This is a genomic window from Cesiribacter sp. SM1 (assembly GCF_020178975.1).
GTDB lineage: Bacteria > Bacteroidota > Bacteroidia > Cytophagales > Cyclobacteriaceae > Cesiribacter.
Map to the genome: position 1 here is coordinate 208028 of NZ_JAHXBU010000093.1, position 15306 is coordinate 223333.

The window sequence follows — 15306 nt, forward strand, 5'->3', positions numbered from 1 at the left end:
TTGTTTTAGCTTTAAAGGTCTTTAACTATTTTCAGATGTCTGTACCGAAACCTAAGCTGATCCTCGATTATGAAATGTATTTTGGAGAAAAACCTCCGGAAAATAGGATTTCGATAATCAACGAAATTTCTAAGTCTCACATCCTCTGTGAATTTGCAGGTTTGAATTATCGTCTAAAACCGAAAGATTCATTGTCAACAGATATTTCTTTGAAAAGTCAGATAGAAGAATTGAAATATTTTTCTCAAAGACAAGATATATATCTTAGGTACATTAAGCTTTTTCACAGACATACAAAGGATGAAAATGACTTTCCTGCCTTATTTACTAGACAGGCTTGTTTATACGCTATAGAGGAAATTGTTGGATCGGATGAAATCAAAGAAATAGAGGGGTTTCAGATAGAAGGGAGATATGATCTCTGGGAGGCTATCATAATTTATATATTAGCGGTTAATTACGCAGTAACGCAAATCAAGAAAGAAGAAGATGGTGACAGGGCATCAATTGAAACACTGAATCCAAAATTATTGCCTCTAAATGAACAGCTGGTTGAGGTAGACCCTTTCTTTACTATCTATCGAGGCCATAACTTAATTGAATTTTTGCTAAACCGGCCTGGTATATCAGATGAAGTAATTAAGTATTTCCAGGCAACTTACGGTATAGAACCACAGCATTTTATTTTCCATATTTTAAATATGTGTACGGGAAATAATAATGAAGATGCTGATATTGACTTCAACTATCAAGTTTCAGAGGAAGTTGAATGGATATTTGAGATATTAAGTAATAGGGTGCCGAATAGTCAGCTACATAAGCTCATTAGCATCAGAAAGTCTCCTTTTATTAGGTTTGATGTGCGAAGATATGTGCTCGCAGATATTACTTTTTTGGTAGAAAAAGCATATTACCAATTTTTGAACGATTTCTGGTTCGACTGGATTAAATCTATCACTAATGAGGCGGGTAAACCAAAATACTCAATCAAGGATTATAGAAGTGAGTTTGGGTATTTCTTTGAAAGTTATCTATCTAAGATAATAGTAGCGTGCTTTAGTAATTACAGCCATTCTAAATTATTGCTTTTTGATGAATTGAAAGTCCCTACTTCTAATGGTGATAAAGAAATAGCGGATATTTACCTTAGATATGGAAAACGAATTCTTCTTGGGCAGGTGAAATCTGGAAGTATCTATGACAATGAAAAATATGGAGGTGACATAGAGTCATTATATAAACGAGATAGGACTAAGTTCTTTGAAAACTTTGGGGTAAATCAGGTAGTGAATTCTATAGTATTAATGAATAATCACATTCATAAAGTAGATAATAAGTACCCTAAAGGAAAGACTATAGAAGTTTATCCTTGTATCATTGTTAATGATAAAGCACTGCAAACTCCTTTGATGGCTCAAATATTTAACTCTAGGTTCAATGAATTGTTAGAGGGCTTTGAAATCAAAAAAATGCATGTTTACCCTTTGACACTAATACATATAAGTGATATAGAGAAGCTAGAGAATACTCTTACTGAAAAGCCAAGTGAAATATGGAGCTTTATGCGCAGTAATTTCCATAATAAAAAGTTCATACCTCCATTTTACTTCACACTTGATAAGAAGCTAAAGGGGACAAAAAGATATCCTAAGAGAATTTTTGATCTTTTTCATCACCTTATAGGTAAATACAATCCTGCTGGATTAGATAGCTGATCCTATAAAAAGGCACTCTAAATTTAGGTAGCAGAGCCTTGTTTGAAAGATACAAATCCATGTAAAAATTAAGCGCCGCATCCTAACCAAAGCTCGAGTATTGGTCGTAGGTGAAGCCGTATAGCAGGGCAGGATAAAGTGCATGTATATTTCTGCGCCTCATTCTGAGCTGCGAGTTAGAAGGCCTAAATCTAAAGATTTACTAAAATTTCAGTGGTAGATAAAAGTACAGCAAGACTAAAGCTTGTCCTCAAACAAACTATGATTGCCAGTGTAACGCCAATCGCTATCAATAAAATTTCCAGGCTGCTCACAAGGGGTAAGGCCATATTTTTTTGATATGGTTGCCAGCATATTTTTATCTGCAGATTTTATAAAAATGTCCTGAAGGTCATCAGTGGGGCGATACATAAAACCAATTCTTCCTTGAGTGTTAGCATCAAAATTTTGTTTGATAAACTCGAAGAAGGCATTCCATTTAGCGGCAGTTTTGTAGCAGTTCATCTTTTTCTAGTTTAAATCTATGCAACAAGTACCTTATTCTGATGTAACAGATAAAAGCCTAATCTATCAACTAAGCAAGTATAATCTTTTTGGAGTTTGTTGTCTATATAACTGAGCCTATCATACTTCTGTAGCAGAGTAAAATAGGCTATATCGAATAAGCTACTATCTATAAAGTCAATGTTTCTGGTATAACCTGAAACAAGTAAAGCACCGGTGTCATCCATGAATTTATGCAACGTTTTACTATTCGTCCTAAGGGTGCTGCAACTGCCAAAGTGAATAATTTTATTTTCGAATGCTACCTCGAATTCTTTAGCAATCTCAGATAATTTTATCTTAAAACCATTAGCCATATGTATCTTCTGAGACTCTCCATGAAATGCTAAGTTTATAATAGAATATGTATTGAATTTAGATCTAAGGGCTTTATGAAGATAAAAGAATAGGTCGTCTTGCAAGGCTACCTTTCTGAATACATATTTTACTTTGTAGTAACTGTGCTCCATAAACTCTAGAGTTGGTAATATGGAGTTGCGGCTTTTAAGGCTTGCGTCCCATTCACCTTCTAGGCAGAAGATATTCTTTCTGGTTGCCATGATGCTAGTTTTAGCTAGGGTAGATATTAAATATAAGTTTAAGCCGCCTCCGAGCTACCAAAATCAGGATAATGGTCGAAGATAAAGCCATATAGCTGGTTAGACTTTTCTTCTACCTCCTCGGGTGTGAATGATTCCGGTAGGCCTTTCTGCTCATCCCAGAGATAGTTTCTTATAAAGGTCTTTATGTCGGCTTGGGTGGCTTCTTTTTCGCGCCACTGGTTGTAGCGGTCTTTGTTGGCCTTCAGGGCATCCAGTAGTTCTTTGGCTACTCGTTTGATACGCTCCCGCTCGGCTTGGGTAAGGTTTGGCTTTTGCAGCTGATCGAAGAGGGCCAGGTGCTCCTCCTTCAGGCCTTCACTGGCGGCACGCTTTCCTTCCTCGTCCAGGTCCTGCACAAAGCGCATCAGGCGCTCAAACGTTTCTTCTATGATGTGGCGGTCCTTTTCGTAATTGTAGTCGGCAATGATTTCCTGATAACGTTTGTAAAAATCCGTGCGCAGGGGGTTCTGCCGCATCATCTTTGCCAATTTCTGCTCAATGTAGTTCTTCAGGTTCTGTACGGTGGTATTCTTCTTTTTTGATTTTTTAAACTCTTCTTTTAGCTTATTGAAATCAATGCCACTGATGTCGTACAGCGTGTGGGTACCTTCTTCTCCTGCTTCCCAAACAGGCACCACTGCCTCATCAACAATGGCGTGCAGCTCCCTTAGTATGTCGGTAATGTCGGCTTTTTCTTTGTCGCTTTGCAGGCTGCCGTAGATGATGCTGATAGCATCGTGCTCGGTGCGGTAGTCCAGTACGCCCTGCAGGGTAAGGCAGGCTTTGAATTTCTTGAATACCTCCCGCGCAATGATTTCGAAGCGCTTGCGGGTTTCTTCGCTTTGGTTAATAATTTCCTTGGCTGCCATTATTGCAGCAGCTTGGCTGAAAGGGGTGCTTTTATCCTGTACTTGCTCCAGTTCAAAGCCACGCTCCAGGAGAAAAGCGCGTACCATACGGATGCTTTCGGCCAAATCTTTCAGCAGCTCCGGATCGGGTTGTACGGGGTCTTTTGAGCTGCCTTCCTCATCATTCGGTGAGCCTGTGGCAAAGGTGGCCAGGGCTTCACGCAGGCTCTTGAGGATGCCGCAATAATCTACGATCAAACCGTTGTTCTTCCCTTCGTGTACCCGATTGGCGCGGGCAATGGCTTGCATGAGGGTGTGAGCCTTCAGGGGCTTATCAAGGTAAAGGGTGGCCAGGCTGGGCACATCGAAGCCGGTAAGCCACATGGCGCAGACAAAGGCAACGCGGAAAGGGTGCTCGTCCTGTTTAAAAGCTGTCTCCAGGTCTAGGCGTTTACCGTCGGGTGTTTCAAAGCCCCCTTTCATGAGCTGGCGGTGCGGGATGATGTCGAGGCCCCATTTGCGGAAACGCTCTATTTCATTCTGCTCGTCGCTTACCACCACGGCCATTTCAGTTTCTTGCATCCATGCCAGTTGTGTCTTGAGCCGCAGCACTTCTTCCCGATTGTTGCTGGCCTCGCGCTGCGCCTGTAACTGCTGCTGTTTCTCCTGCCAGTAATTCTGCACCAGGTTGTACATGCGTACAGTGGTAACCTTATCGATGCAGACAAACATGGCTTTGCCGCTTTCCCATTGGGTGCTGTAGTGGTCTACAAAGTCTTTGGCAATGGCATCCAGGCGCTTTTCGGCAGTGATGATATGGTATTCCCTGGCCAGCTCTTTCTCCAGTAGGGCTTCCTCGTCGGTGGTGAGGTCTGCGCTTAGCTCATCGAGCTTTTCGGCAATCTTTTCGTTTACCTCGGTGGTGTTGAGCTGGAGTTTTTCGCCCCGGCTGTCGTAGTAAAGCGGTACGGTGGCACCGTCGTCTACAGCACGTTGAAAGTCGTAGGTAGATACGTAATCTCCAAAGATGCGGCGGGTAATTTCATCGTTTTTGAAGAGCGGTGTGCCGGTAAAGCCGATGTAGTTAGCGTTGGGCAAGGCCGTGCGCATGTTCAGTGCTAGGCGCCCGTACTGGCTGCGGTGTGCCTCGTCTGATATCACGATGATATCGGAGCGGGTAGAGTAGGGATTTCCTTCGGTTACATCCTGGTTGAAGAGGTGTACCAGCGTAAACAGGTAGGGCTTATCGGCTAAGAATAGCTCCTGTAGGTGCCGGCCGGAAGACGGGCGACAGGTGTTGGCATCATTGTCTACCAGACCGCTACCGGCGTAGGTTTTATATATCTGGTCGTCTAGCTCTAGCCTGTCAGTGACGATAAGAAAGGTAAAGTTGCCGGTGAGCTTGCGGCGCACTTTCTCTGAAAAGAGGACCATGGAGTAGGACTTGCCCGAGCCCTGGGTGTGCCAGAATACGCCCAGCTGGCCCTTATTGTGCTGGCGGTTGCGTACGGCTTCTACAGCACGGTTTACCCCCAGGAACTGGTGGTTACGGGCCACGATCTTTACCAATCTGCCTTTGCTCTCATCAAAGAGAATAAAGTTCTCAAACAGGTCCATGAAATTGACCTTATTGCATACGCCCCGCAGCAGGAGCTCCAGGCTTACTTTGCCGGCGGCTTCTTCGTCCAGCCGCTTCCAGTCGTTGAAGTGCTCGTACTTGCCGGAAACGGAGCCAATCTTCGCCTCCAGTGCATTGCTGATGATGACAAAGGCATTGGCATCGAAGAGGTGCGGAATGGTGTTTTTGTAATCAGAGAAATTCTTGCTGTAGGCTTCTTTGATGTGCGTGTTGACATTCTTTAGCTCAATGAAGAGCAGCGGAATGCCGTTGACGAAACCAACAATATCGGGGCGGCGATTGTGAATGGTGCCGCTTACTTTTAGCTCCCTAACGGCCAGAAAGTGGTTGTTGGCAGGGGTGCTGAAATCGAAGGCCTGCAGGCGCGGCCTTTTCAGTTCACCGGAAGGGGCGCGATATTCCACCACCACGCCTTCTTTGAACAGATTGTATTTCTCCCGGTTCAGCCGTAGGTCAATATTATAACCTCCGCGTGTTTCGGTAATCTGCCGGATAGCCGCTTCGTAAGCCTCGGCAGGCAGACCGGGATTAAACTTTTGCAGGGCCTGGCGCAGGTAACGTACCAGGTACACCTCGCGCTCCGAGCTGCGGCCCATGGTGCCCTCTGCTCCGAAGATTTCCTCGTTATAGGCATAAACACTTTCCCAGCCTAGCTCCTCCTGGAGCAGGCGAGCGGCTTCGGCTTGTACGAGCTTGTCTTCGTTCAGTGGGTTCATACCGTTATTTCTCCGTTGATGAGTTTAGGTAATAAAATATTGCGAGCTTGTTTCAGCTTTTCGTTCTGAAACTGTAGCTTCTGTATTTGGTCTTGAATAGGTTTTACTGTTTGCTCAAAGCGAGTTACTAAATCAGCTGGTGGTATTATAATTGAAATTGCATGTGCTATCTTCCTGTCTAAGGAAGGAACTGCTGCTCCACCAGCGAATTTTTCCAGACTTAATGTTTGTAGAAACTGATAAGCAAAAAGAGGTCCTCCCTGGTGGTATTTCTTAACCCATAGTGTTGTATTCAATGGCCAGAAGTCAGTCTCGATGTATGAAACTTTGCCGATTGTTCCGCTTCGGCCCGTTACTACCCCCGGGCCTGCAACTTTAGCTTTAGAATGATATCCTACAATGCCTGTAGATGCAAATATTGGAACAGTTCCTTCGGAATCTCTGCTTTGAGTAGGTAAATCAAAGCCTCTTTGTAGTTCGAGGATTTCTTTTACAGTCCCTTTCTCCCACCTTTCCGGCACTCCGTCTACGATTTTAGCTTGTTCATGGCCAGGAAAGCGAAGGCGCACAAACCATTCCTCGTACAGCAGTCTGGCTGATTTTTCCAGCAGGGCAATGCGCTTTAGGTTGTTTTCTATCAGGTCGTCGTAGGTAGAGAGGATAGCGGCTATTTTCTTCTGGGTCGGGAGTGGAGGAATGATAATTTCAATATTATCTAGATTATTCCGATTTAATGTTGGAACAGCTCCCCCACCATTGTAAGACTTAAGATCTAATGTCTGTAGTTTGTAGTATACGAACCTTGGTTCATTATTTTTGAAATCTTTTACCCATAGTGAAGTATTGTGTGGCCAGTACTTTCCTTGAATGTATTGAACTTCTCCTAAGGTGCCAGATCTGCCCGTAATAACACCAGGGCCTTCAACTTTGAATTCTTTATGAAAGCCAATTACAGAATTGGAGCCAACAACAGGAAATTCTCCACCAGCCATACTAGAACGAGTAAGGTCAAAGCCTCTTTGTAGCTGTATGAAATTTTTAAAAGAACATTTCTTCCAGTTCATATCCCCAGCTCCTCGAAATTCTGCTGAATAATTGTTGCCAATTCAGCTGCTTCTTCATTCAAGCCAGCTAGCTCCAGGTGGATGTCTCGGAGGGCTTCTTCAAAGTCAAAGTCTTCGTCTATTTCTTGTGGGGCAACACCTACATAGCGACCAGGAGTGAGGCTCCAGTCGTTGGCTTCAATTTCTGGTATAGGGGTCAGCTTTACCAATCCCTCCACATCGCGCAGCTTCGCTTCCGGGAAGCGGCTTTGTAGCCAACTCACCTGTTTGTGGAAATACTGCATCAGCTTAAGCTGTTCAACTGATTCGTGCCTCTGCGCCTCCAGCGCCTTCCGATGCTGTACCACAGAACCACCGGCGGTTGCAGGAAGGGGTAGGTTAATTTGCTTGCTCAAGGTAGCTGCCAGGTCAAGGCTGCGGCTGGCGAGCTTGTAGAGTCCGTCGAGCTGTTTGGTCAGGCCCTTTGCTTTTGCTGTTAGCGGTTCAAAAGCTTCTCTCGCCTGCAGCTGCCACTCATTACTCTGCAACACATTAGGGCACCAGGTTTCGCGGTAGTGGGCCAGTTCCTGCAGCAGGATATCGCGCTCTTTCAGGTAATGGGTGTAGGCCTGCTGCCATTCGCTAAGGCTGCCTGCAAGACTTTCTCTTTCTCCCTCTGCCGCAGGTGCGGCTTTTAAGAAATTCTCTACAGATGCGTGTAAGCTATTGAGTAGCTGGTCAAAGGCTTGCAGCTGTCCTGGCACCTGTGCGGCTTCTTCGCATACCTTGTTGAGGTAGGTGTTTACCAGCTTCAGGTAGCGCTCCTGCTCTCCGCGGTACAGCCACACAATAGCCGTTAAATTCTGGAGTTGTTCCGGTGAGAAGTCGTACACCTTTCGGGTAACCTTGCGAAAGATGTTGCGGGCATCCAGCATGAGTACTTTATCCCGCTTTTCGGCAGGCTTGCCCTTATCCAGGAACCAGAGCTCGCAAGGCACAGTGCGAGTATAGAAGAAGTTGGAGCGAATGGAAATCATGATATCCACATCGCCGGTCTCCACCAGCTTGCGGCGTACCTCTTTTTCAGCATTGCCAGCACTGGAAGCCTGCGAGGACATCACGAAACCAGCACGCCCCTTCGGGTTCAGGTAGCTGTGGAAATAGGAAATCCAGAGGTAGTTGCCATTGCTTACTTTTTTATTCTTGTTTACCCCCGGCAAGCTGAAGGGCAGGCGCGTGTCATTCTTTATCTTTTCAGCATCTACCTCATCTACGTTAAAGGGAGGGTTGGCCATGATAAAATCCGCGCGGCCTAATAGATTATGCTGGTCTTCATAGAAGGAATTGCCCTCTGCTATGCTGCCTTCCAGCCCATGCACCGCCAGGTTCATTTTGGCCAGTTTTATGGTAGTTGCGGTTTTTTCCTGTCCGTAGAACGTAACAGCCTCGTGCGTCTGCTTGCCTACCTTCTCCAGGAAATGGCTTGTCTGTACAAACATACCACCGGAGCCGCAGGCAGGGTCAGCTACAATGCCATGATCGGGCTCAATAACGTTAACAATGGTTTGTACCAGCGAAGGCGGTGTAAAGAATTCGCCATTGTCCTGAGCGCCCTGCATGGCAAACTTCATCAGGAAGTACTCATAAATGCGCCCGAACATATCGCCGGAGGCAGAGCGCAGCGCCTCATCATTGAAGGTCTTCAGCAGGCTCTTCAGTACATCACTGTCAAAGATTTGGTAATCCTTCGGCAGCACGCTCTGTAGCGGCGCATAATCCTTTTCAATCAGCTCCATAGCCTGAATAATTGCACCTGCAATGTCCTGGCCGGAAGGAAGATTCAGCAAGTATTCATACTGCGCCTCTGGCTGCAGGAATAGGGCACTCTTGCGAGTAAAGTCGTCCTTAGTGATTGGTCTGGTTACGCCACCACGCGAAGGCAGGCTGGCCTCCACCTCTTTCTTTACCACCAGAAAACGGTTGTAGGCATGGCGCAAAAAGATAAGGCCCAAAACGGGCATGGAGTATTCAGTAGAGGTCAGCTTAGAGTTGGAGCGTAACTGGTCGGCCGCAGACCACAGCCGGCGCTCTATTTGTTCGAGGTTATCCACTATATCAGATTAAGTGAAGTATATGGAGCAAAGTATCCAGAAAAGGTAGCTTTTGCAATTTGTGACAAAAGTTAAAACCTTTTCCTTTAGCAGGTCAAAGTGATATATACAGACTAAACCAAGAAGTTCTTACATGTGGTAGCCACAATAAAGTATTTTAATCCTCTGGTTCTCTTTCCTGCCAGAATCGCCAAACTTACTGCTTCTGGGTAGAGGCGTGTTGTTGTTGTCCCATCGCTGATTTGGAATGTAGCCTGGGCCTAGCTCACTTAACTGCGCCGACCTCTTTGCATTATCTCGGTTAACTTCGGTGCTTCTCAGTTTTCTGGATAGAGCAGCTTTCTTCTTAGCAGCTCTAATTTCGTTAGTGTAATTGTAGGTGTCGTAAACCAGTTTGAGCTCTTGGGTAAGGCCGGCTTTTTTGAGGACACCTTTTTGCAGCAGAATGTTTACATAGTACCCACGCATATGTAATTGGCTTATAAATGGTGCGGTACTTATAGCCCAATTTTTAATCTTTTTGCTAGGTACCTGCTGTTGCGCTGCATCTACAAGTTTGTCGATTTGGCGCTTTGAGTTTAAAGGAAAGAAAGAAAAGAGGTTCATAAAATGTTGGGTTAGAAAAAATCCCAATATTTTACTAAAAACAATTGAAATAAACAAATAAAATTTGCAAATCTTGTGAGGCAAAATTTATAACCTGTTAAAGGTCTGTCGGTTGTAAATTTCGAATTACTTCTGTCTTACAACACAAGCCTTTTCATTACAACTTCTATTGCATATTCACGTTCTATATGTATATTTCGATCAACATCAAAAGTTGCATATGAAAGCTAGGATGTCAAAGCGTATAGCAAAGCTAATGGGACGCAGCAATGCTGCAAATAAATTAGTGGATGCTGTTTTAGATGAAAGAATTAAGCCCGGTAGCCAAGCCATACGTATTGTATCAGGTACGACGGCTAAGTCATACAGGCCTATAGGCTATAGGTCTAAAGACCTCAAAGAGCAGGAGCTTGCCTAAAATATAGCATAAGTGAATTTCTTATTTACTACGGTCCTGGTGTTACTCATTGTAGCGCCAGGACTTATCTTTTTCAAGACATATTTTTCTGGTGAATTAAACATCCGGCATACAAGGCTGACGGTTACAGATCAAGCCTTTTATTCGGTGGTTCCTACCATTCTTTTGCACCTTCTTGTAGTTTGGTTAGGCAAAATAACCGGCTATTTTTTTGTTGACTTTAGAGTTCTAGGCGTGCTGCTGATGGGAGCGAAAGATGACTTGACAGTTCAGGCGGCGTTTATCTCAATTTATAATGATCTAGGATATCTTTTAAAATATCAATTTATCATTTGTACACTAGCAGGCATAGCTGGATGGGTGCTGCACCTAAGTGTTCTTCGTTATCGCTGGGATTTGGAATTTGAAATTTTCGAATTTGATAATCCATGGTTTTATCTTGCTAAAGGAGATGAGTTTGGGCGGGAGGTAGAATTTGTAATCGTGGATTTACTGGTAAGAGGGAAAGATAATAATGTTCTCTATACAGGCCTGCTCATGCGGTTCCAGCTAGCTGCTGATGGTGGTTTAGATAGTATTTATATAGGGGGCGCAAAAAGAAAGCTAGCTAACACAGACCCCAGAGTAAAACTGGAAGTGGTTAAGAGTAATGCGTCAGATGCATATGGTCGAATTACACGTTTATTATCAAAGGATGCACCAAAGCAAGAAACGTACAATGAGTATTATCCTGTTGATGGAAACCTTTTAGTGATACCTTATAAAGAGGTAATAAATATTAATTTTACCTATTATGGTGAAGATACTGATATGAGCGATTCGGCAGATGCTTTTGAGATTTCTGTTTAATTAATACAGTTAAATGGGTTGCCTGCTGGCATCAAATAGCCATTTCTCCACTAGAATGCGGTAACAAGATTCTTATACTTTACTCTGTACTCTGTTGTCTAAGCTGTAGAGATATATTAAAGCTCCCTTAGGTAGATTAGATAGCCCATTGGGTACGGCCTCAAACAGGGGCATTCAAGTAGCTACTTGTATAGCTACTGCTCTCTAATCCTTTTTTTAATCATTTTAAGTACCGCATCTACATTCTTAAAAGTTTCGGTGTAATCTTTTGCATTATGGTGCTGACGAATGGCATTCAACTCAATATCTAAAGCTTTATAACCTTTAGATATTAATTCATCATCTACTTCTTCCAAAAATGCTTCTCCTTTTTCAAGGTTAATCTCTATACAATGACCGATGCCTGCTAAACTCGAAGTACCCATGTGAGGATTTTTGGATTTCAACCAATATTGGATCGCATCCATGAAATCACCTATTGCATAGATATGTTCCCCGTCAATCAAATTCGTTCGGCCATGCAAATGGTTCGTCATGGCTTCAAACTCATTAGCATAGTCAGTAAAATTATTTTTTAATTTGGTTATTTCAGCTCTAGATGATTTAATGATTTCATTGATCCGCTGATCATTTCTACTATTAAGCTCTTCTAATTTGTGATTGTAATTCCTATTCTGCCACCACTGGATCAATAATGGAACTATCACGCCTAAAACAGCTCCAGCAACAGCAATAAACCAAATTAGCTTATTCCATGCCGAATCATAAAACCCGTGTACTTGTGTGATGACTTCATTTTGTTTTTGAAGTTGTGCAGCAAGTTGCTCGTATTTAAATGCGAGATGGTCGTATTTATTTACAGTTTGTAAGGAATCCAACTGAGACTGAAATGAATTCAGTTTTTGGTGCAAGGTTTGGAGAGTATCTGGCATTTGTCAATACTAGGATTTATGAATTGATAGTTAATTTTCTAGGAATGGGGTTTAAAAGCCTTTCAGATATTCACTACAAATATTTGAAGTTTAAAAAAATTTAATTTACTCCCATATTATTAATACCCTCTGTACCATTCAAGCTCACCAACCAAGTTTTTTAGCTTGATATATTTTTCTTTACTTGTAGGACTGTTCAAACCCTCTAGAATCTCATTTGGCAAATTTGTACTCCCCGTATGAGCAACTTGATGCACTGCTGTTAAATAAACTTCTGATGGCAGAATTGCCATTATTCTTTCCTAGTTCAGCATATATGGCATCTGAAACAGGCCTCCCTTTACTCTTAGCATCTTTATAAAGTTCGGCAAGTTCCTGTGTGCTAAGTTTAATAATATTATCCACTTCCAAAATTCAAATATAAACGCTTTTATAAACGGTCGTAAAAAAGAAAAGCGTAAAGCGCTGATTATCAGCACTTTACGCTTTCTACTAGTAGCGGGAGCAGGACTCGAACCTGCGGCCTTCGGGTTATGAGCCCGACGAGCTACCAACTGCTCCATCCCGCGATATATCTTTCTCTTACGAGTATTTCGAACTATCGGTTGCTTCTCGTGTTTCTTTTTTGAAACTTTTCTGCTACTTGTACTTGGTTATAGCGGTGAAGCGGATACAAAAGTAGTGGGTTTTTAAATCTTATGCAATACCTTTGCTGAAATTTTTTGAGAATGCAGGAAGAATCACAGCAGATACCAGACAATGCACCTGAACCAACAGGAGAACAGCAGCCACAGCCAGCTGAAATACCAGCCAACCATAAAGCAGGCTTCGTAAGCATTGTAGGCAAGCCTAATGTAGGCAAAAGCACCATCATGAACCAAATGGTGGGCGAGCGGCTAAGTATTATAACGGCTAAAGCACAAACTACCCGCCACCGCATCATGGGCATGATCAACGGAACCGACTACCAGATTGTATATTCCGATACACCCGGTATTCTTAAACCAGAGTATGAGCTGCACAAAAGCATGATGCGCTTTGTGAAAGACTCGCTGGAAGATGCCGATGTTGTGCTTTTTGTAACGGAACTTAATGATACCTACAGCCCCGAAGATGATTCGCTTAACTTATTAAAACGTACAGAAGCGCCTGTTTTGCTGCTCATCAACAAGGTAGACCAGGCAAAAGGCAATGAGGTAGCACAGAAAATCAAGGAGTGGGAGGCCAGTGGCATTGCAACAGAAATAATACCGGTAAGTGCACTGCAGGGGCTGAACATTGGAAAAGTCTTTGATTCTATTATCGGCAGGCTGCCCCAGCACCCGCCTTTCTTTCCTAAAGATGAGCTTACCGATAAGCCCGAGCGCTTTTTTGCCGCTGAAATAATACGCGAAAAGATTTTCCTGAATTATAAAAAAGAGGTACCCTACAGTACCGAAGTGGTGATTGAATCATTTAAGGAAGATGAAGATATCATCCGCATGCGGGCAGAAATATATGTGGAGCGCCAGAGCCAGAAGGGAATCATTATCGGTAAAGCTGGTGAGGCACTGAAAAAAGTTGGCATGCAGGCCCGTGCCGATATGGAGGCATTCTTTGCCAAGCAGGTGCACCTGGAAACTTTTGTAAAGGTACAGCAGGACTGGCGCAAGAAAGAATTATCGCTGAACCGCTTTGGCTACAACTCCCGCTGATGGCTAAACATCATCAGGCGCAGCAGATTTATAAAAATAATTAAAGAGAGATTTTTCATCCAGCGTAGAGAGACCCGCAGATACTCTACCTTTGCACCAATAATGGGTAAGGCTGTCTTTCAGTCTCAATACGCAATAGCAAGTTACTCAATACTGAAAAATGGCAAATATAGTAGCAATAGTTGGCCGCCCGAACGTGGGCAAAAGTACGCTTTTTAACCGCCTGGTAGAGCGCAGGCAGGCCATTATGAACAATGAGCCGGGCGTAACACGGGATCGCCACTACGGCTATGCCGAGTGGACCGGCAAACATTTTACCGTGATCGATACCGGGGGTTATGTAGAAGGCTCCGAAGATGTTTTTGAAGAAGCCATTCGCCGGCAGGTAAAGCTGGCAGTAGATGAGGCCTCTGTAGTACTATTTATGGTAGATGCCCAGCAGGGGCTCACCGGCCTCGACGAAGAGTTTGGAAAAGTGGTGCGGCAGAGCAAAAAGCCGGTGTATGTGGTGGCCAATAAAGCCGATACGGCCGACAGCACCTACCACGAAGGCGAATTTTATAAGCTGGGCCTGGGGGAGGTGTATTCTGTTTCTTCGGCAACCGGCTCAGGTACCGGCGATCTGCTGGATGAGGTGGTGAGCCATTTTCCCGACGAAGGTGTAGAGAACCCCGAAGAAGGAATACCCCGCATTGCTATCCTGGGCAGGCCAAACGTAGGTAAAAGCTCTTTTTTGAATACGCTATTGGGCGTTGAGCGCAGCATTGTAACCGATATTGCCGGTACCACCCGCGATGCCATCAATACGCATTACAAAATGTTCGGCAAAGATTTTATCCTGGTGGATACTGCCGGCCTGCGTAAAAAAAATAAAGAAAAAGAAGACGTTGAATTCTTTTCGGTGCTGCGAAGCCTGCAGGCCCTGCAGGACAGCGATGTGTGCATTATTATGATAGATGCCGATCGGGGTTTTGAGGCACAGGATATGAATATTGTAACACTGGCACACCGCTACAACAAGGGCGCAGTTATTCTGGTAAACAAGTGGGACCTGGTGGAAAAAGACAGCATGACCGCCAAGCGCCTGGAGGATAGCATCAAGGAGCGCCTGGGCCCCTTAAGCTATATACCTATTATGTTTATTTCGGTACATAAGAAACAGCGTATCTTCCAGGCAATAGAACTGGCGGTAGAGGTTTATGAAAATTTACGTAAAAAAGTGCCTACCTCACAGCTCAATGAAGTAATGCTTCGTGAGATTGAGGCGTACCCTCCGCCGGCTACAAAAGGCAAGCACATCAAGATAAAATATCTGACCCAGCTTCCTGGCCGCGTACCAACGTTTGCGCTGTTTTGCAATCTTCCGCAGTACATAAAAGCACCCTACGAGCGCTACCTGGAAAATAAAATGAGAAGCCATTTTAACTTTACCGGTGTGCCGCTAAGGCTCTACTTCCGTAAAAAATAATTCTACTTTTTCTTGACAATCGATAAATACGCGTATATTTGAGCCCTCGGTAATAAAGATCAAAAAGAAAAAAATCCAACCTTTTCCTGAGTACTTCGTTTATTCTGCGGTAAGTGCTTATA

At 43.8% G+C, this 15306-nt stretch carries 13 protein-coding genes and 1 tRNA gene; 5 read left to right on the forward strand and 9 right to left on the reverse strand.

From position 1 onward, the window contains the following. Positions 1-35: 35 nt before the first annotated feature. Positions 36-1715: a hypothetical protein gene (locus KWJ01_RS22735; protein ID WP_224999425.1), complete on the forward strand. Its 1680-nt coding sequence runs from the start codon at positions 36-38 to the stop codon at positions 1713-1715. A 237-nt stretch (positions 1716-1952) separates the two neighbouring features. On the opposite strand, the gene KWJ01_RS22740 is transcribed toward KWJ01_RS22735, so the two are convergent. The 6 genes from KWJ01_RS22740 to KWJ01_RS22765 form a co-directional block, all read right to left on the reverse strand. Beyond that, the gene (locus tag KWJ01_RS22740) at positions 1953-2219 is read right to left on the reverse strand and encodes a hypothetical protein (protein WP_224999426.1); all 267 of its coding nucleotides are present in this window, start codon (positions 2217-2219) and stop codon (positions 1953-1955) included. A gap of 17 nt (positions 2220-2236) precedes the next feature. After that, positions 2237-2818 (reverse strand): DUF6642 family protein, encoded by a 582-nt coding sequence (locus tag KWJ01_RS22745; protein WP_224999427.1) that lies wholly within the window; start codon positions 2816-2818, stop codon positions 2237-2239. A 38-nt stretch (positions 2819-2856) separates the two neighbouring features. After that, positions 2857-6063, reverse strand: coding sequence for a type I restriction endonuclease subunit R (locus KWJ01_RS22750; protein ID WP_224999428.1), 3207 nt, complete (start codon positions 6061-6063; stop codon positions 2857-2859). After that, complete coding sequence (locus tag KWJ01_RS22755) at positions 6060-7127, reverse strand: restriction endonuclease subunit S (protein ID WP_224999429.1); 1068 nt, start codon at positions 7125-7127, stop codon at positions 6060-6062. Before KWJ01_RS22755 ends, KWJ01_RS22750 begins: the two co-directional genes overlap by 4 nt. Further along, on the reverse strand, positions 7124-9217 hold the full coding sequence (locus tag KWJ01_RS22760) for a type I restriction-modification system subunit M (protein WP_224999430.1): 2094 nt from the start codon (positions 9215-9217) through the stop codon (positions 7124-7126). The genes KWJ01_RS22755 and KWJ01_RS22760 overlap by 4 nt, the downstream gene beginning before the upstream one ends. 129 nt (positions 9218-9346) lie before the next feature. Further along, on the reverse strand, positions 9347-9823 hold the full coding sequence (locus tag KWJ01_RS22765; RefSeq protein ID WP_224999431.1) for a hypothetical protein: 477 nt from the start codon (positions 9821-9823) through the stop codon (positions 9347-9349). A 232-nt stretch (positions 9824-10055) separates the two neighbouring features. Between KWJ01_RS22765 and KWJ01_RS22770 the strand changes: the two genes are divergently transcribed. After that, the gene (locus KWJ01_RS22770) at positions 10056-10241 is read left to right on the forward strand and encodes a hypothetical protein (protein ID WP_224999432.1); all 186 of its coding nucleotides are present in this window, start codon (positions 10056-10058) and stop codon (positions 10239-10241) included. Between the two features lie 12 nt (positions 10242-10253). Beyond that, positions 10254-11090: a hypothetical protein gene (locus KWJ01_RS22775; protein ID WP_224999433.1), complete on the forward strand. Its 837-nt coding sequence runs from the start codon at positions 10254-10256 to the stop codon at positions 11088-11090. A gap of 194 nt (positions 11091-11284) precedes the next feature. On the opposite strand, the gene KWJ01_RS22780 is transcribed toward KWJ01_RS22775, so the two are convergent. From KWJ01_RS22780 to KWJ01_RS22790, 3 genes are all read right to left on the reverse strand, one after another. Continuing rightward, positions 11285-12022 carry a hypothetical protein gene (locus KWJ01_RS22780; RefSeq protein WP_224999434.1) on the reverse strand — a complete coding sequence of 246 codons (738 nt, stop codon included), beginning with the start codon at positions 12020-12022 and terminating at the stop codon, positions 11285-11287. A 119-nt stretch (positions 12023-12141) separates the two neighbouring features. Beyond that, on the reverse strand, positions 12142-12315 hold the full coding sequence (locus KWJ01_RS22785) for a hypothetical protein (RefSeq protein ID WP_224999435.1): 174 nt from the start codon (positions 12313-12315) through the stop codon (positions 12142-12144). Positions 12316-12518: 203 nt separating this feature from the next. Next, positions 12519-12591, reverse strand: a tRNA-Met gene (locus KWJ01_RS22790). A gap of 159 nt (positions 12592-12750) precedes the next feature. Here KWJ01_RS22790 and era point away from each other — a divergent pair. Both era and der read left to right on the forward strand, forming a co-directional pair. Next, positions 12751-13716 carry a GTPase Era gene (gene era / locus KWJ01_RS22795; RefSeq protein WP_224999436.1) on the forward strand — a complete coding sequence of 322 codons (966 nt, stop codon included), beginning with the start codon at positions 12751-12753 and terminating at the stop codon, positions 13714-13716. Between the two features lie 160 nt (positions 13717-13876). Next, on the forward strand, positions 13877-15184 hold the full coding sequence (gene der, locus KWJ01_RS22800) for a ribosome biogenesis GTPase Der (protein WP_224999437.1): 1308 nt from the start codon (positions 13877-13879) through the stop codon (positions 15182-15184). Positions 15185-15306 lie beyond the last annotated feature (122 nt).